The following is a 15,675-nucleotide window of genomic DNA, read 5'->3' as shown; positions in this document are numbered from 1 at the left end:
CCCGAGGAGATCGCCGCCGTCTTCGTCCACCCGGCCGCCCCTCGGCGGCTACAGGGTCTCGGTGACCTTCTTGAGTCCGCGGGGCGCGTCCGGGTTCTCGCCCCGGCTCAGCGCGATGTGCAGCGCGAGCCGCTGGAGCGGCAGGATGTCCAGCAGCGCCGAGTAGCGCTCGTCGACCTCGGGCACGGCCAGCCGGGCCGACGCGTCGGCCACCTCGCCGGAGCCGATCGTGACCACGTCGGCCCGCCGCTCGCCGAGCCGGGTGAGCACGTCCGACATCGCCACCCCGCCGGGACCGGAGCCCACCACGGCGAGCACCGGGACGTCGGGGTCGGCCATCGCGAGCGGCCCGTGCAGCAGGTCGGCTCCGGAGAAGGCCAGCGCGGCGAGGTACGAGGTCTCCATGAGCTTGAGCGCCGCCTCCCGGGCGGTCGGGTACGCGTACCCACGACCGGTGGTCACGACTCGCCCGGCGAACCGGTAGCGCCCGGCGAGCTGAGCCGGGGTCTCGTCGCGCAGCGTCTGCTCGGCCAGCTCGGGCAGCTTGGCGAGCTGCGCGAGTTCCTCGGCGGGCACCTGGCCCTCACCTCGGATCGCCTCGACGAGCAGCAGCAGGGCGAGCAGCTCGGCGGTGTAGGTCTTGGTCGCCGCGACGGCCCGTTCGTGCCCGGCGGCCACGTCGACGGTCAGCTCGGCGGTCTCGTTCAGGATCGACTTCGGGTTGTTCGTCACGGCCAGCGTCAGCGCGCCCTGCTCTCGGGCGATCTTGAGCACCTCGGTCAGGTCGGGCGAACCGCCGGACTGGGAGACCCCGACGACGAGCGCCTCGGAGAAGTCCGGGCGGGCCCCGTACACGGTCATCGCGCTGGGCGAGGCGAGCCCGGCCGGGATGCCGAGCCGGATCTCGGTGAGGTACGCGGCGTACAGGGCGGCGTGGTCGGAGGTGCCCCGGGCGGTGAACACGACGTGCTTCGGGCGGCGCTCGGCGATGGCCCGGGCGACCCGCTCGATCTCGCGTACGCTCGCCGGCTCCAGCAGCGCGCCGTAGACCCCGGGCTGCTCCGCGATGTCCGTCGCCATCCCTGCGCCGCGCTCGCTCATGCTCACTCCTGACTATGCGTGCTCAAATATGCTTGATTGATGCTCGATCTGTGCGCAGTCTTGCACGAAATCGCGCCTGACTCAACTCGGACGAGCAGGATCACGCAGGGGCACGCCGGATCTCACCTCCCCCCAAGCCTGCGGACAGTGCGATGCCCCCGGAGGAGGAAATCTCCGGGGGCATCGAGTCTTATCGGGTCTTGCGGGATCCGTACCGGACGGTCACTCCACGCTGGCGAGGGCGAACGCCGCCTCCGGCGAGTCCTCGCCGGCCTTCTGCGGACCGGCGCCCCGCAGCGGGACCTCCTTGATGAACCAGGCCAGCACCGGGACCAGCACGGCGAACGCCAGCGCCCACCAGAACAGCCCCGACGTCGCGTACGCGATGGCGTGCTTGATGGCCTTGACCATCGGCTCGACCTGATCGGCCGGCAGGAGCTTGGCGAGCTGGGCCATGCCCTCGCTGCCCAGGTTGCCGCCGAACTGGTCGACCATCGCCGCGGCCTTCGGGCCGGCGGTCTCGGTCATGCTGTCCCGGAGGCGTGAGTTGAACACGGCACCGAAGATCGACACCCCGAACGAGCCGCCGATGGACCGGACGAAGGTGGCGGTGGAGCTGGCCACGCCGAGGTCCTTCATCTCCACGCTGTTCTGCGCGATGAGCAGCGTGGTCTGCATGAGGAAGCCCATGCCGAGGCCGAGCAGCACCATGTAGACCGACGACTCGAGCCGGCTGGTGTCGTCGGCGAGCCGGGTCAGCAGCAGCATCGCCACGGCCATGATCGCGCCGCCGATGATCGGGAAGATGCGGTACTTGCCGGTGTTGGTGATGATCCGGCCGATGGCGAACGAGGTGACCAGTACGCCCATCATCATCGGCAGCAGCAGCAGGCCGCTGTTGGTCGCCGAGGCGTTCTGGACGGTCTGCTGGTAGAGCGGCAGGAAGGAGACGACGCCGAAGAGGGCGAAGCCGACCAGGAAACCCATGCCGCTGACCACGCTGAAGTTGCGGTTCTTGAAGATGTGCAGCGGCAGGACGGGCTCCGGGTGACGCCGCTCGACGAGCAGGAAGACGCCGAAGCTCACGAGCGCCAGCGCGCCCAGGCCGAAGATCTGCGGCGAGGCCCACTCGTACTCGCCGCCGCCCCAGGTGGTGATGAGCACGATCGCGGTGATGCTGATCCCGAGCAGGGCCGCGCCCAGCCAGTCGATCTTGTGCTCGGTCTTGCGCACCGGCAGGTGCAGGAAGAGCAGCAGCATGACGAAGCCGATCGCGCCGATCGGCAGGTTCATGTAGAAGATCCAGCGCCACGAGGCGTGGTCGGTGATCAGACCGCCGACCAGCGGGCCGGCGATCATCGCGATGGCCATGATGCCGCCCATGAGGCCCTGGTACTTGCCCCGTTCGCGGGGCGGCACGAGGTCGCCGATGAGGGCGAACGCGCCGACCATCAGACCACCGGCGCCGAGGCCCTGGAAGGCCCGGAACGCGATGAGCTGGGTCATCGGGTTGACCGCGTCGTTGAGCCAGCCGAACTCGCCGGCCGCGCCGGAGAGCATCGAGCCGATCATGAACAACACGACCGAGGTCAGGAAGACCTTCTTGCGCCCGTACAGGTCGCCGAGCTTGCCCCAGATCGGGGTGGACACCGAGGTGCCCAGCACGTACGCGGTGACGACCCAGGAGAGCTTCGACAGACCGCCGAGTTCGCCGACGATCTTCGGCATGGCGGTCCCGACGACCATGTTGTCGAGCATGGCCAGCATCATCGCCAGCATGATTCCCGGCAACACGAGCCGCAGATTCGGCTTCGCGATGGACGGTTCGGGGATGGTGGACACGAGCGGTGCTCCCTCGATCAGACTTGGCGTCGGATCAGCTTACTTGCCGACCGGCTAGCGAACTTACTAGCCGTACGGTAAGTTGATTACCAGCCGCGCGTCAAGTGCAATGGAATATCGGATCTCCGCGGGAGCAGAACATGAGCGAACAGCAGGTCGAAGGCCGGGACACGCGGTCGCGTATTCAGGCCGTTGCGCTGGAGCTCTTCACTGAGCAGGGCTACGACAAGACGTCCCTGCGGGAGATCGCCGAGCGGCTCGGTGTGACGAAGGCCGCACTGTACTACCACTTCAAGAGCAAGGAAGAGATCGTCGAGAGCTTCATGGGCGACCAGACCGCCCGGATCGAGAAGCTCATCGAGTGGACCACCGAGCAGCCCCGCACCCTGGCGGCGCGCAAGGAGTTCCTGCGCCGCTACGCGGACAGCATGATGGAGGTCCAGCACCACAAGATCATGCGGTTCTTCGAGCGCAACCAGGCCACGATGAAGGACCGCCGCCCGACGAAGGACTTCCGCGGGCGGATGCAGGGCATGATCGACTTTCTGGTGGACGCCGACGCCACCCCAGGGCGGCGGCTGCGCGCCTCGATGGCGCTGTTCACGCTGCACGCCTGCTGGTTCGTCCTGGACCCCGACAAGATCAGCGACGAGGAGCGGATGAAGACCGCCCTGGAGATGGCCTACGAGCTGATCGAGGGCTGACCCTTAGCCGATGACGGCGATCAGGTCGCCCTCCTGCACCACGTCGCCCTCGTTCACGGCGAGCCGGGTCAGTTTGCCGTCGGACTCCGCCATCACGGGGATCTCCATCTTCATGGATTCGAGGATGACGAGCGTGTCGCCGTCGGCGACCTGGTCGCCCTCGGCGGCCACGACCTTCCAGACGTTCGCCACCATCTCCGCACGGATCTCGTCGGCCATCGCGCCCCTCCCAGCAGTGGTCCGCCGCACTGCGGACCTCTGATGGTCATCCAACCATGCCGGAGGGTCAGGAGGTGATGCGGTCGTCCACGACCACCAGCTCGGCGAGCTTCGCCCGAAGCCGGCGCTTGAGGTCGTCGGGCGCGTTCTCCGCCCCGCAGCAGCGGGCCACCAGCGCCTTCACCTCGGTCTCGATCCCGTACTCCCGCAGACACGGCGAGCACTCGTCAAGATGCTGCTTGATCAGGTCACGACGCTCGTCGGGGCACTCGAGGTCGAGGTAGAGATATACCTCGTCGAGCACGTCCTTGCACTCGTCGCTCATGATGCCGTCACCTCGTCGTGATCGGCCGGCGCGTTGATGATGCCGCGCTCGGCCGCGTAGCTTTCCAGCATCCCGCGCAGGGCCCGGCGGCCGCGGTGCAGCCGCGACATGACCGTGCCGAGCGGTGTGCCCATGATGTCGGCGATCTCCTTGTAGGAGAAGCCCTCGACGTCAGCGAGATAGACCGCCAGGCGGAAGTCCTCGGGCAGGGCCTGGAGGGCCGACTTGACGTCGCTGTCGGGCAGCCGGTCGAGTGCCTCGGTCTCGGCCGACTTCAGCCCCGACGAGGTGTGCGACTCTGCCTCGGCCAACTGCCAGTCCGTGATCTCCTCGGTGGGAGCCTGCACGGGCTGCCGCTGCTTGCGGCGGTACGAGTTGATGAAGGTGTTCGTCAAGATGCGGTAGAGCCACGCCTTGAGGTTGGTGCCCTCTTCGAACTGGTGGAATGCCGCGTACGCCTTGAGGTAGGTCTCCTGGACGAGATCCTCCGCGTCGGCGGGGTTGCGGGTCATCCGCAGGGCGGCCGGGTACAGCTGGTCGAGGAACGGCATGGCGTCCCGCTCGAACCGTGCACGCCGGTCTTCCGTCGACTCCGTGGTCACCCTGGCCTCGCCCTTCCGGGGCCGTGACGTCACGGCCCGTCCCGCTGAGGATACGCGGGTGGCGGGCATGGCCGTCGCAACAACCGAAGCAGGCAGGCGGGTCATCTCGTCCGCAGCCGTCTCCGCCGACCACTCAGTCGACCCGATCCGGATCTTGAGCTGGTCGTCAGGCCTCGTCTTCGTCGCAGTGCGCACTGAATCACCCCTTCGCGGAGGAAACCCATTCAGGTCCTCCGGCCGGGACAACGCTCCGCGACCGTCGCGCATTCCATGCCACGCCACCACAGCGGTGATGCAGGTCACGCGAGCAGCGCCTCCAGGGCGGGTGCGGAGTCGGCCAGACGCTGCAGCGGGATCAGCACCTGAGGCTCACGAAGCTCCCGGATCTCCGGCTTGCGCTCGTGGATCTCCAGCGCCAACTCGGTGACGACGGGCGCGCCCCGGCGACGAGCCGGGCCGGACCGCTTCGCCGGGCGTACGCCCGAAGCCTGCGCCGCCTCGATCCGGGCCGCCTCGGCGGCGCGGGCGACTGCCGAGGCCCAGCCGGGCGCGGGGACGGTTCCCCCGACGACCGGACGGGTCGCGTCCGCCTGCTCCGCGTAAGGCCGCTCCTCGGGCTGCTCCAAGGTTCGCCAGGCGACCACCATGGCCCGGCGCTCCCGGGCGGTGGTGCCGCCCCAGACGCCGTGGCAGTCGCCGGCTTCCAAGGCCCAGGCGAGGCAGGCGCCCTGTACTGAACAGGTGCCGCACAGCGCCATGGCCGCGTCGGGTGGATCGGTCGGCGCCGGAAAGAACGTCTCCGGGTCGACGGATTGACAGACTCCCCTGGTCCGCCAGGCGGTGTCGGCCTGCTGCTCGGTGGCAGCCCGCAACAGTCTCGGGTCACGGCGCGCAGCCGCGACTTCATGTGGGCGTGGAACACGCGCCCGGGTCAAATCCACCCACCTCCCCCGTGGGTCCGGTGCCTCACCGCGCTTTAAGCTGCACGGTGCAAACCATTCCGGTACGGGTGTGAGAACCTGCACCGGCGCTGTGTTCTATCGCACAAACGCGTACGGAGACAAGAGTTCGTCTGGACATCGGCAAAATTTCCTGCCGACATTCCATCGTCAATCCGTCCTAATCAGGCGTGGTGTGTGTCCCTGCATCGATTACCGGGTGTCACCGGATGGCGATGCGCGCCGATCAGAAAAGTAGACCTGCTTCGATGGGGTCGATCAACCCGGGGCCGTCGTTGCGGACGTTCCCAACTGCGGATCCCACCGCCCGGATTTCGATTGTGGACAAATAGTCGTCTCCGGCCGCGGTGAGCAGGTCCTCACTCGGCGTAGCAGAAAGCCAGTCGGCCCACCGCTCCGGGGGCAGCAGCAGCGGCATGCGGTCGTGCACCTTCGCCAACTCGCCCCGTGCGGGCAGCGTGATGACACTGAAGGTCAGCAGGTCGCCCTTCACGCCCCAGATCCCGCCGAGCGTGAGGTCACTTCCGTTCATGCTGCGCTCATGCTCCCTGACCCGAGGGGTCATGTAGTACGCCTGCTTGCCGGTGGGCGACCTGGTCCACTCGTACCAGCCGTCGGCCGGGACCAGGCACCGGCGACGCTCGAAAGCCGACGCGAATGCCCGAGACGTGGCGACGGTCTCCGCGCGCGCGTTGATCAAGGCGCGCTGCGGCTTGACCGGCTTGCTCGGCATGCGGGAGCCGATGCGGGGATCCGTGGCCCACGGCGGAATCAGCCCCCACCGGGCGACCGTCAGCACACGCGCCTCACGACTGGCCGAGACGCGCACGATCGGCACCCGGTCGGTCGGAGCCACGTTGTAGTCCGCCGTGACGGCACCCTCGGTCTCGTCGAACGCCTCGAAGAGGCGGCTGAGATCGGCCGAGGAGCGCGTTGTCGCATAACGCCCGCACATGAAATTGAACCTACCCGCATGGTCCGACAAGCCGCCGGAACGGTAAGAATGGGCGGGTGACGAAGCGCGCAGTGCCCTGGACCGCACCGACCGCCATCGATCCGCTGAACTCCGTCGTCCGGCTACCGGGATCGAAGTCCATGACGGCCCGCGCGCTCGTCCTGGCGGCGATCTCCACCGGGACATCCACACTGGACAATCCGCTGCGCGCCCGCGACACCGAACTGATGGCGAGCGGACTCCGCGCGATGGGCGTCAGCATCTCGACCGTCGACGACGACCGCTGGGTGGTCCGCCCCCGCCCGCTGACCGGATCCGCCCAAGTCGAGGTCGGCGCGGCCGGTTCGGTCATGCGCTTCCTGCCGCCGCTCGCCGGGCTGGCCAGCGGCACGGTCACTTTCGACGGCACCGCCCGAGGCCGGCAGCGACCACTGGGTCCGCTGGTCACCGGGCTGCGCGGGCTCGGCGTACGCCTGGACGCCAGCGCCGCCGACGGACTGCCCCTGACGGTCTACGGCAAGGGCCGCGTACGCGGTGGCGAGGTGGCCGTCGACGCCTCCCCGTCCAGCCAGCTGCTGTCGGGCCTGCTCCTGGCGGCGCCCGATTTCGACCGCGGGCTGACCCTGACCCACACCGGACCGGCCCTGCCCCGTGCCCCGCACCTGCGGCTGACGGTCGAGATGCTGCGGGCGGCCGGCGCGGCGGTCGACGACACGACCCCCGACAGCTGGCGGGTGGAACCGGCCCGGCTCGCCGGACGCAGCTGGCTGATCGAACCCGACCTCGCCACGATCGCCCCGTTCCTCGCGGCCGCCCTGGTCGTCGGCGGGCGCGTCACGGTGCCCGGCTGGCCGCGCAGCACCCTGCAGGCCGGCGACCGGCTGCGCTCGGTGCTGACCCGGATGGGCGGCTCGTTCCGGCTCACCGAGAAGGGCATGACCGTCCGCGGCGGGCCGCAGATCCGCGGGATCGACGTCGACCTGCGCGACCAGGCCGAGCTGAGCCCGGTCGTCGCGGCGCTGGCCGCCCTGGCCGACGCGCCGTCCACCCTGCACGGGCTCGCCCACCTGCGTACGCAGGAGAACGATCAGGTGGCCGCGCTCGCCCGGGAGCTGGCCGCGCTCGGCGCCGGGGTCGTCGAGCACGAGGACGGGCTCGTCATCGAACCCCGCCCGCTGACCGGCACCGTCTTCGAGACCTACGACGATCATCGGATGGCGCATGCTGCCGCGCTCCTCGGCTTGAAGGTCCCCGGCGTAGTCCTGAGCGATGTGGCGTGTACAGCCAAGACGCTCCCCGGTTTCCCGGCACTATGGAGTGCGATGGCGGGTGCAGGCTCTTGACGGCGAAACGGCGCGAGTACGACGAGGACGACGTCCGCGTCCGGGCGACCCGTGGGTCCCGGCCCCGGACGCGTACGCGGCCCAAGCACGACGACGCGATCGAGGGCTTCGTCGTCGCGGTCGACCGGGGCCGGTACACCGTGGACGGGCCCGACGGGACGACACTCACCGCGATGCGCGCCCGCGAACTGGGCCGCAAGTCGGTCGTCGTCGGCGACCGGGTGGCCCTCGTCGGCGACGTCAGCGGCGGCGCCGGGGCGCTCGCCCGGATCGTGCGGATCGCCGACCGCGAAAGCGTGCTGCGGCGTACGGCGGACGACGACGACACCACGACCGAGGGCCGGATCGAACGGGTCGTCGTGGCCAACGCCGACCAGCTCGTCATCGTCAGCTCGCTGTCCGACCCGCCGCCCCGGACCGGGTTCATCGACCGGTGCCTCGTCGCGGCGTACGACGCCGACATCGAGCCGATCCTGCTGCTCACCAAGTCCGACCTGGCGACGCCGAACGAGATCCTCGACTACTACGCCGCCCTCGACCTGCCGCACCTGCTCACCGGGCCGGGCGCCGACCTGGCCCCGATCCGCAAGGAGCTGGCCGGGCACGTGTCGGTCCTCGTCGGACACTCCGGGGTGGGCAAGTCGACCCTGGTCAACCGGCTCATCCCCGGGACCGGGCGGGCGGTCGGCGAGGTCAGCGCCATCGGCAAGGGGCGGCACACCTCGACCAGCGCGGTCGCCCTACGGCTGCCCCCCATCGGCAAGTCCCGCAAGGATCCGGGCTGGATCATCGACACCCCCGGCGTACGCAGTTTCGGGCTGGCCCTGGTCAGCGCCGACAGCGTGCTGCACGGCTTCCCCGACCTCGTCGAGGGGACCGTCGACTGCCCGCCCAACTGCGACCATCTGCCCGGGGCCGAGTGCGCGCTGGACGCCTGGGTCGCGGCGGGCCACGCCGACGAACGGCGGCTGGCCTCGTTCCGGCGGCTGCTGGCCTCGCGTACCAGCAGCGATCTGGACGGCTAGCCGGCGCTAGATGTCGACATGACCCCCGGTACGCCAGTACAGCCCCTGCTCGCGGCCGAGCAGCCCGGCGTCGATCAGATACCGCCGCACCGACACGTAGTCGTCCCAGAACGCCCGCAGGATGGCGTTGACCTCGACCTCGGTGTACCGCACCCCCGGCTCGAACGCGTACGCGATCTGTTCGAGGACGAACCGGCGTTTGCCCATCCGGGCCGGCATGCTGACCAGGCGGCCGTCCGGACCGAAGAAGGTACGCAACACGGCCTCCCGCCGCTTCTCCCCGTCAACCTGCTCCGTCATCCTTCCGAACCTACCCGGGCCCGGTGACGGAGTCGCGCAGGTTTCCCGCGCGCTCGCCACCGGCCCCGGGCGGGGGGTCAGGGGAGGAGGAGGCCGAGGCCGAGGGCGTACGGGATGAGCAGGACGCCGCCGGCGAGCACTGCGCCCAGCCGGACCGACGGCGCCGACCGGAACGCCAGCGCGACGAGCACGCCGCAGGTCAGCGCGATCGCGAGGCAGACCCGGGCCAGCAGCCACACCAGCGGCTGGCCGAGGAAGGCGGCGTGTACCGAGGTGCCGCCCGAGGCGACCACATAGATCGCGTACGCCGTCCCCAGCAGGGTCGCCGCCAGCCCGGCCAGCACCAGCAACCGGGCGGGCAACGCCGCCGCCGGACGGCCCCGGCGACCGCGCAACCGCCGGACCACCGCCGTCACCGGCCAGCTGAGCAGCACCACGAGCAGCAACGCGAACAGCCCGAAGCCCAGGACGCCCACCGGTTCGATCGCCGACGACCTGGTCCGCTGCGTCGGCAGCGCATCCGAGGTGGCCGGGAAAGCCGTGCCCGAGGAAGTCGCGCCCGAGGAAGTGGCAGCCGGGAAACCGGCCGCGATCCACGAGGTCATCAGGGTCGCGTACCCGGGGCTCAGTTCGCCCATCACGAAGCCGCCGACGGTCGGCCCGCCGACGCGGTCGAAGCCGTCGGTCGTCACCCGGGCCGCGTGGCTGCTGCCGGGCAGGATGCGGACGCTGACGCTGGGGCTGGCGATCAGCTCGCGCCGGAAGATCTCGGCGCTCTCGGCCGGCGGGACGAGCAGGTCCCGTTCGCCCCAGATCGCCAGGACCGGCTGCCGGATCTCGTGCAACACCTCGACCGGATCGTGCTTGGCCTCGGGGAACTGGTCCAGGGCGACGGCCAGGCCCATGCCCGTGGCGACCAAGTCCCGCGCGGTGCCCTCCGCGACGCCGTTGCCGGCCAGCCGGTTGTTCAGATTCCACGCCTGCGTACGCGCGGGGCTGAGCCCGGAGCCGCCGATGGTGATGAGGAAGGCGACGTCGCTGGATCGGGACGCCGCCAACGGGGCCACCCAGCCGCCCTCGCTGAGTCCCCAGAGCCCGACCTTGCCGGGATCGACGTCGGGCAGCCCGCGCAGCAGCGCGACCCCGGCGAGGGCGTCGTCCGCGAGGTCGCCGTAGTCCCGATGGCTGCGGTTGTAGTCGGACCGCTTGTCGTAGATCAGGGTCACGATCCCGGCGCGGGCGAACACCTCCGCCTCCTGGGCCAGTTGCGGCCGGACGGCGTTGCCCGAGCCGTGCACGAGCACGATCCCCGGACGCTTCACCGTGGGGTCCGCACCGGCCTTGTCCGCGGCGAGGCGTACGACGGAACCGTGCAGGATGGTGTCGCCGTTGGTGAAGGCGACTTCGGTGGCGGTCAGGCCAGCCGGGGCCGAATACGGCGGGATGTCACCCGACGGGCCGGCGTACGCGCCGACGCCGGGCAGCAGCGCCGCGACCACGGCGGCCAAGGCGATCAGAGGCTTTCGCATGCGGAGAAGCCTCCCGGGAACGCCGGGTCCGGACATCGCCGACGAGAGGGAGAGCGCTACTCCCCCGCAGTGATGAGACCCGACTCGTACGCCGCGATCACGGCCTGCACCCGGTCCCGCAGCCCCAGTTTGCTCAGCACATTGCTGACGTGGGTCTTCACCGTGTGCTCGCTGACGAACATGGCCGCGGCGATCTCCGCATTGGACAGTCCCCGGCCGAGCTGGACGAGCGTCTCGCGTTCCCGCTCGGTGAGCCGATCCACCAACCCCGGAACCGGCCGGGACACCCCTCGGCGGAGGACATCGTCGATGAGCGTACGCGTGACGGCCGGCGCGAGCAGGGACTGCCCGGCCACCACGACCCGCACCGCATGCACCAGGTCGTCTCGGCGTACGTCCTTGAGCAGGAACCCGCTCGCCCCGGCCCGCAGCGCGTCGTAGACGTACTCATCGGAGTTGAACGTCGTCAGCATGATCACCCGAGTGGCCGACGCGGCGCAGATCCGCCGGGCGGCCTCGATGCCGTCCAGCAACGGCATCCGGATGTCGAGCAGGGCCACGTCCGGCGCGTGCTCGGCGACCGCCTGCACCGCCGCCGCACCGTCCGGCGCCTCGGCCACCACCTCGATGTCCGGCTGGGCCGACAGGATCATCGCGAACCCCGCGCGTACCAGCTCCTGGTCGTCCGCGATCACGACGCGGATCGTCGGCCGGCTCAGCATGAGAACACCGCCGCCACTGAGAATCCCTTCCCCTGTTCGTCTGGCCCCACGAAGACCTGCCCGCCGACGGCGCCGACCCGTTCACGCAACCCGATCAGCCCGTGCCCGGCCGGTCGCGCACCTTGCGAGGGCGCGCCCCGGCCGTCGTCGGTGACGCTCACGCGCAGCCCGCTGGTCCAGTCCAGGACGACTTCCGCCGACGTCGCCTCCGCGTGCTTCACGACGTTCGTCAGCCCTTCCTGCACGAGCCGGTAGGCGGCCACCTGCACGTCCGAGGACAGCGCGCGGGGCCGACCGCGCTCGGTCAATCGGACCGACAGACCCGTGCGCTGCGTTGTGCGTATCAGTTGATCCAGATCGGCCAGCTGCGGGAGCGGCTCGCGGAGCGCGCCCACCGCGGCACGGAGTTGGCCCATGGCCTCGCGCCCGCTCGCGGAGATCGCGTCGAACGCGGCCTCCGCGCGGCCCGGATCGGTCCGCGCCACGGCCGCGCCGCCCTCCGCCTGGACGATCATCACGCTGAGCGAGTGGCCCAGGATGTCGTGGAGATCCCGGGCTATCCGGGTCCGCTCGGCCTGCGCGGCCATTTCTTTACGGGTACGCCCAAGGGTGCCGATCGCGTAGGCGGCCGACCACAAGGCGAGCTCGCGAACGGCCGTGTTGACCGAGCCGATGACGCTGAGCGCACCCACCGCCGTTCCGACGACGCACAGGACACGCTCGACTCGCCCCGCTTGATAGGCGACCGTGTAGAAGATGACCAGCGGGCCGTACCAGATGGGCTGGGCCGGTCCCGCGTCGACGGCCGCGTAGGCCGCGATGCCCACGGCCGCGACCGCGAGGCTCCCGCCGGGCTGCCAGCGCCTGGTCAGGGCCGGTAGCGAGGTGATCAGAACCGGCCAGTAGATCCACTTCTCACCGGCTGGATGGGTCGCGAACAGGAACGGAGCGGACTGCGCGAGCAGCACGCCGAGGGTGAGCCCGACGTCGGTGAGCCACTGGCGTCGCATAGGACGCGAGACTAAAGCACCGTGGACGGCGGTGATCGGATAGGTTCTGCGCATGGCCCGGTACGCCGACGATCTCGCTCTCGCCCACGTGTTGGCCGATACGGCTGATTCGCTGGCTATGTCCCGATTCCGGGCGCTCGACCTGCACGTGACGAGCAAGCCGGACCTGACTCCGGTCAGCGACGCCGACACGGCGGTGGAGAAAGCCCTGCGATCCACCCTCGCGCGGACGCGGCCCCGGGACGGCGTCCTCGGCGAGGAGTACGGCTCGACCGGGGCGACCGGCGCTCGGCAGTGGGTCATCGACCCGATCGACGGCACCAAGAACTACATCCGGGGGGTGCCGATCTGGGCCACGCTGATCTCCCTGATGGAAGGCGACGAGCCGGTCGTCGGCCTGGTCAGCGCGCCCGCCCTGGGCCGGCGCTGGTGGGCCGCCCGCGGGCTCGGCGCGTTCGCCGGGCGCCACCAGGCCGCGGCCACCTCGATCAAGGTCTCCGGGGTCAGCCGGCTCGCCGACGCCAGCTTCTGCTACTCCTCGCTCGAATCATGGGAGCAGACCGGACGGCTCGCCTCGATGCTGGACATCATGCGCAAGTGCTGGCGTTCCCGGGCGTACGGCGACTTCTACGGCTACATGCTCCTGGCCGAGGGTGCGCTGGACATCATGGTCGAACCTGAGCTTTCGCTGTGGGACATCGCCGCGCTCATCCCCATCGTGACCGAGGCGGGCGGGACGTTCACCGATCTCACCGGCCGTTCCGGCCCAGGCGGCGGCAGTGCGATCGCAACCAACGGCAAGCTCCACACCGACGTCCTCGGCAAGCTGACGCCCGGCGGCCTGCGCGCGCTGTGATCGCGCTGTCACCCTCGTGAGCAGGGTCTCCGCGATTCGAATCATCCCCGAGGCGCAGTAGGGCGGAGTCGACCCCTAGGGGTTTACCATCGCTTAGTGATGTCCTCAGGGTGGTGGTTCCTCGCGGCGATGATCGTCGCGTACGGCGTGGCCAACCTGCTCCAATCGATCGCCGCCTCCCGGACGACCATGCATCACACGCTCGACCCGGGCCTGCTCGTCCGGCTTCTCGGGCACCGGATCTACCTCTACGGCATCGGCTGCCAAGTCCTAGGCTTCTTTCTGGCCCTGGTCGCGCGGCGCGATCTGCCCCTGTTCCTCGTGCAGGCGAGCGTCGCCGCCGGCCTCGGCGTGACCGCCGTCCTCGGCGTGGTCGTGCTGAAATGGCAGCTCCCCAAGAGCGAGATCCTGCTGCTGGCGGCGCTCGTGCTCGGCATCGGCGGCCTGGTCATGGCGGCCGAACCGGCGCCCTCCCGGCCACTCGACCTGATCGGCAAGATCAGTCTCGTCCTGGCCCTCCTGATCATCGCGGGCCTCGGCTTCTTCGCCGTACGCATCAAGGGCGCACCCGGCAGCGTCGTCCTCGGCGCCCTCTCCGGCCTCGGCTTCGCCTGCGCCGCCGTCGCCGCCCGGCCGCTGGCCTCCTCGCACTCGATCTTCGAATTCGTCAGCAGCCCGCTGCTCTACCTCGTGATCGCCCACTCCCTGAGCGCTCAGCTGCTCCTCGGCCTGGCGATGCAGCGCGGCTCCACCAACGCCGCCGTCGCCGCCATGGACGCCGCCGGGGCGGTCCCCGCCGCGGTGGTCGGCCTGCTCCTGCTCGGCGACCGCATCCGGCCCGGCCTGACCTGGCTGGCCGCCCTGGGCTTCCTCGTGACCCTCGGCTCCGTGATCGCCCTCACGCGGTACGCCGAACCCCAAGCGCGCACGGACTCCGCTCCCGACCTCGCAGCCGAAGACGCCGCTCCCGCCGCGCCGTCGGACGTCGTCTCGCACCGGCGGCCCGCCGCCAACACTCGGCCGGTTCGGCCCGTCGTGAACGGGCACACGCCGCTCATGGACCTCCCGACGCGGGAATACCCGGCGCTCTCCGAAACCTCCGGCCGCTAATCCTTCTTGCCGATAGCTGATCTTGAATGGTTGGCGTCGCTATACCGACGTTTTCTATTCAAGATCGACAGGCGTTGTCCACAGCCCCTACCGCCGACCGTGCCCAACGCGCACAGTGTCGCGGTGCGGATGCCACGCGACGAGGACACCCAGCTGGAGTGGCTGCTCTTCGAGCAGAGCGGAGTGATCTCCACCCGCCAGGCCCAGCGGCTTCTCTCCCCTGGCCGCGTGCGCCATCTCATCGCCAGCAAACGCTGGCGGCGGATCTGCCGGGGCGTACTGGCGACTGGCGACGGCCTGCTGACCCGGGAGGCGCAATGGTGGATCGCCGTCCTCGCCGCCGGGCCTTCGGCCGTCTTGGCCGGGCTCGCCGCCGCACAGGCCGGCGGGCTCTCCGGCCGCTGGCCGAAGCGAGAGGTCATCGACGTTCTTCGGCCGGCGTCCCGGGCTGCGCCCGCCCTGCTACGCCGGATGCCGTTGGAAGTGCCCGCCGTCAAAGTTCACCGCACGACTGCATTGCCGATCAGCGACCGCCAGGTCGGCCGGCCCCACCGGACCAGCATGGCCCGGTCGCTGCTGGACGCGGCGGTGTGGTCGCTCAGTGACGAGGACGCGGTCTCGATCCTGGCCGCCGGATGCCAGCAACGCCTCGTCCTGCCCAGTGAGGTACGCGCAGTCGCCGACCGGTTCCCGCACTGCCGCCGACACGCCCTGATCACCGGGACGCTGGAGCTGGCCGAGCTGGGTGCGACCAGCCCGGCCGAGATCGGGTTCGTCAAACTATGCCGCCGGCACCGCCTGCCCGAACCGCAGCTCCAGGTGAAGCGGCGGGACGCGAGCGGCCGTACACGCTACCTGGACGCGTACTTCACGGAGTTCCGGGTGCACGTGGAGATCGACGGGGCTCAGCACCTGGACGCCCGAGCGTGGGCCGCCGACATGCAACGCCAGAACGACGTCTGGATCGCCGGCGATCGAGTCCTGCGCATCCCGGCGTTCCTCATCCTGATAAATCCCGACGAGGTCGTACGCCAAGTGGTCGCCGCCTTGCGGGCCGCTGGTTGGTCTTGAAC

At 70.1% G+C, this 15,675-nt stretch carries 16 protein-coding genes and 1 pseudogene; 6 read left to right on the top strand and 11 right to left on the bottom strand.

What is annotated here, in order from left to right:
* Positions 1 to 48: 48 nt before the first annotated feature.
* Entirely contained in the window at positions 49 to 1,080 is a 1,032-nt protein-coding gene (locus HDA40_RS26515) for an SIS domain-containing protein (protein ID WP_253763831.1), read from the bottom strand.
* A 243-nt stretch (positions 1,081 to 1,323) separates the two neighbouring features.
* Positions 1,324 to 2,880, bottom strand: coding sequence for an MDR family MFS transporter (locus tag HDA40_RS26510; RefSeq protein ID WP_253763830.1), 1,557 nt, complete (start codon positions 2,878 to 2,880; stop codon positions 1,324 to 1,326).
* A gap of 203 nt (positions 2,881 to 3,083) precedes the next feature.
* Between HDA40_RS26510 and HDA40_RS26505 the strand changes: the two genes are divergently transcribed.
* A complete protein-coding gene (locus HDA40_RS26505) occupies positions 3,084 to 3,647 on the top strand; it encodes a TetR/AcrR family transcriptional regulator (RefSeq protein ID WP_253760408.1) in 564 nt (187 codons plus the stop codon).
* A 3-nt stretch (positions 3,648 to 3,650) separates the two neighbouring features.
* On the opposite strand, the gene HDA40_RS26500 is transcribed toward HDA40_RS26505, so the two are convergent.
* From HDA40_RS26500 to HDA40_RS26480, 5 genes and pseudogenes are all read right to left on the bottom strand, one after another.
* Positions 3,651 to 3,866: a biotin/lipoyl-binding carrier protein gene (locus tag HDA40_RS26500; RefSeq protein ID WP_253760405.1), complete on the bottom strand. Its 216-nt coding sequence runs from the start codon at positions 3,864 to 3,866 to the stop codon at positions 3,651 to 3,653.
* A 67-nt stretch (positions 3,867 to 3,933) separates the two neighbouring features.
* Positions 3,934 to 4,191 (bottom strand): mycothiol system anti-sigma-R factor, encoded by a 258-nt coding sequence (gene rsrA, locus HDA40_RS26495; protein ID WP_253760395.1) that lies wholly within the window; start codon positions 4,189 to 4,191, stop codon positions 3,934 to 3,936.
* A complete protein-coding gene (locus HDA40_RS26490) occupies positions 4,188 to 4,988 on the bottom strand; it encodes a sigma-70 family RNA polymerase sigma factor (protein WP_363419113.1) in 801 nt (266 codons plus the stop codon). The genes rsrA and HDA40_RS26490 overlap by 4 nt, the downstream gene beginning before the upstream one ends.
* 380 nt (positions 4,989 to 5,368) lie before the next feature.
* A pseudogene (locus HDA40_RS26485) lies at positions 5,369 to 5,728 on the bottom strand (WhiB family transcriptional regulator); the annotation flags it as partial.
* Positions 5,729 to 5,978: 250 nt separating this feature from the next.
* Complete coding sequence (locus HDA40_RS26480; protein WP_253760393.1) at positions 5,979 to 6,707, bottom strand: SOS response-associated peptidase; 729 nt, start codon at positions 6,705 to 6,707, stop codon at positions 5,979 to 5,981.
* Between the two features lie 56 nt (positions 6,708 to 6,763).
* Here HDA40_RS26480 and aroA point away from each other — a divergent pair, with 56 nt between their 5' ends.
* Together aroA and rsgA are read left to right on the top strand one after the other, a co-directional pair.
* Positions 6,764 to 8,050, top strand: coding sequence for a 3-phosphoshikimate 1-carboxyvinyltransferase (gene aroA / locus HDA40_RS26475; protein ID WP_253760390.1), 1,287 nt, complete (start codon positions 6,764 to 6,766; stop codon positions 8,048 to 8,050).
* Positions 8,020 to 9,075, top strand: a complete 1,056-nt coding sequence (gene rsgA / locus HDA40_RS26470; protein ID WP_253760388.1) for a ribosome small subunit-dependent GTPase A — start codon at positions 8,020 to 8,022, stop codon at positions 9,073 to 9,075. Before aroA ends, rsgA begins: the two co-directional genes overlap by 31 nt.
* 6 nt (positions 9,076 to 9,081) lie before the next feature.
* Here the strand turns inward: rsgA and HDA40_RS26465 are convergent, their stop codons facing one another.
* The 4 genes from HDA40_RS26465 to HDA40_RS26450 form a co-directional block, all read right to left on the bottom strand.
* Positions 9,082 to 9,375, bottom strand: coding sequence for a DUF2087 domain-containing protein (locus HDA40_RS26465; protein WP_253760385.1), 294 nt, complete (start codon positions 9,373 to 9,375; stop codon positions 9,082 to 9,084).
* Positions 9,376 to 9,452: 77 nt separating this feature from the next.
* Positions 9,453 to 10,904, bottom strand: a complete 1,452-nt coding sequence (locus HDA40_RS26460; RefSeq protein ID WP_253760382.1) for an alpha/beta hydrolase family protein — start codon at positions 10,902 to 10,904, stop codon at positions 9,453 to 9,455.
* Between the two features lie 56 nt (positions 10,905 to 10,960).
* The gene (locus tag HDA40_RS26455) at positions 10,961 to 11,626 is read right to left on the bottom strand and encodes a response regulator (protein ID WP_253760380.1); all 666 of its coding nucleotides are present in this window, start codon (positions 11,624 to 11,626) and stop codon (positions 10,961 to 10,963) included.
* Positions 11,620 to 12,636 (bottom strand): sensor histidine kinase, encoded by a 1,017-nt coding sequence (locus HDA40_RS26450; RefSeq protein ID WP_253760378.1) that lies wholly within the window; start codon positions 12,634 to 12,636, stop codon positions 11,620 to 11,622. The genes HDA40_RS26455 and HDA40_RS26450 overlap by 7 nt, the downstream gene beginning before the upstream one ends.
* Before the next feature lie 52 nt (positions 12,637 to 12,688).
* On the opposite strand from HDA40_RS26450, the gene hisN reads away from it, so the two are divergent.
* The 3 genes from hisN to HDA40_RS26435 all read left to right on the top strand — a co-directional run bounded on the left by hisN (position 12,689) and on the right by HDA40_RS26435 (position 15,673).
* Positions 12,689 to 13,492, top strand: a complete 804-nt coding sequence (gene hisN, locus HDA40_RS26445) for a histidinol-phosphatase (protein ID WP_253760375.1) — start codon at positions 12,689 to 12,691, stop codon at positions 13,490 to 13,492.
* 129 nt (positions 13,493 to 13,621) lie between these two features.
* Complete coding sequence (locus HDA40_RS26440) at positions 13,622 to 14,602, top strand: hypothetical protein (RefSeq protein ID WP_253763828.1); 981 nt, start codon at positions 13,622 to 13,624, stop codon at positions 14,600 to 14,602.
* 129 nt (positions 14,603 to 14,731) lie between these two features.
* Positions 14,732 to 15,673 carry an endonuclease domain-containing protein gene (locus HDA40_RS26435; RefSeq protein ID WP_253763827.1) on the top strand — a complete coding sequence of 314 codons (942 nt, stop codon included), beginning with the start codon at positions 14,732 to 14,734 and terminating at the stop codon, positions 15,671 to 15,673.
* The last annotated feature ends 2 nt before the right edge of the window (positions 15,674 to 15,675 follow it).

It is taken from the genome of Hamadaea flava (assembly GCF_024172085.1).
GTDB lineage: Bacteria > Actinomycetota > Actinomycetes > Mycobacteriales > Micromonosporaceae > Hamadaea > Hamadaea flava.
This window is presented reverse-complemented; position numbering and strand designations above follow the sequence as displayed.

Excerpts from the sequence above, each read along its gene's own strand:
- HDA40_RS26515 (WP_253763831.1), bottom strand. The coding sequence starts at position 1,080 with ATGGCGACGGACATCGCGGAGCAGCCCGGGGTCTACGGCGCGCTGCTG.
- HDA40_RS26510 (WP_253763830.1), bottom strand. The coding sequence starts at position 2,880 with ATGCTGGCGATGATGCTGGCCATGCTCGACAACATGGTCGTCGGGACC.
- HDA40_RS26505 (WP_253760408.1), top strand. The coding sequence starts at position 3,084 with ATGAGCGAACAGCAGGTCGAAGGCCGGGACACGCGGTCGCGTATTCAG.
- HDA40_RS26500 (WP_253760405.1), bottom strand. The coding sequence starts at position 3,866 with ATGGCCGACGAGATCCGTGCGGAGATGGTGGCGAACGTCTGGAAGGTC.
- rsrA (WP_253760395.1), bottom strand. The coding sequence starts at position 4,191 with ATGAGCGACGAGTGCAAGGACGTGCTCGACGAGGTATATCTCTACCTC.
- HDA40_RS26480 (WP_253760393.1), bottom strand. The coding sequence starts at position 6,707 with ATGTGCGGGCGTTATGCGACAACGCGCTCCTCGGCCGATCTCAGCCGC.
- rsgA (WP_253760388.1), top strand. The coding sequence starts at position 8,020 with ATGGAGTGCGATGGCGGGTGCAGGCTCTTGACGGCGAAACGGCGCGAG.
- HDA40_RS26465 (WP_253760385.1), bottom strand. The coding sequence starts at position 9,375 with ATGACGGAGCAGGTTGACGGGGAGAAGCGGCGGGAGGCCGTGTTGCGT.
- HDA40_RS26460 (WP_253760382.1), bottom strand. The coding sequence starts at position 10,904 with ATGCGAAAGCCTCTGATCGCCTTGGCCGCCGTGGTCGCGGCGCTGCTG.
- HDA40_RS26455 (WP_253760380.1), bottom strand. The coding sequence starts at position 11,626 with ATGCTGAGCCGGCCGACGATCCGCGTCGTGATCGCGGACGACCAGGAG.
- HDA40_RS26450 (WP_253760378.1), bottom strand. The coding sequence starts at position 12,636 with ATGCGACGCCAGTGGCTCACCGACGTCGGGCTCACCCTCGGCGTGCTG.
- hisN (WP_253760375.1), top strand. The coding sequence starts at position 12,689 with ATGGCCCGGTACGCCGACGATCTCGCTCTCGCCCACGTGTTGGCCGAT.
- HDA40_RS26440 (WP_253763828.1), top strand. The coding sequence starts at position 13,622 with ATGATCGTCGCGTACGGCGTGGCCAACCTGCTCCAATCGATCGCCGCC.
- HDA40_RS26435 (WP_253763827.1), top strand. The coding sequence starts at position 14,732 with ATGCCACGCGACGAGGACACCCAGCTGGAGTGGCTGCTCTTCGAGCAG.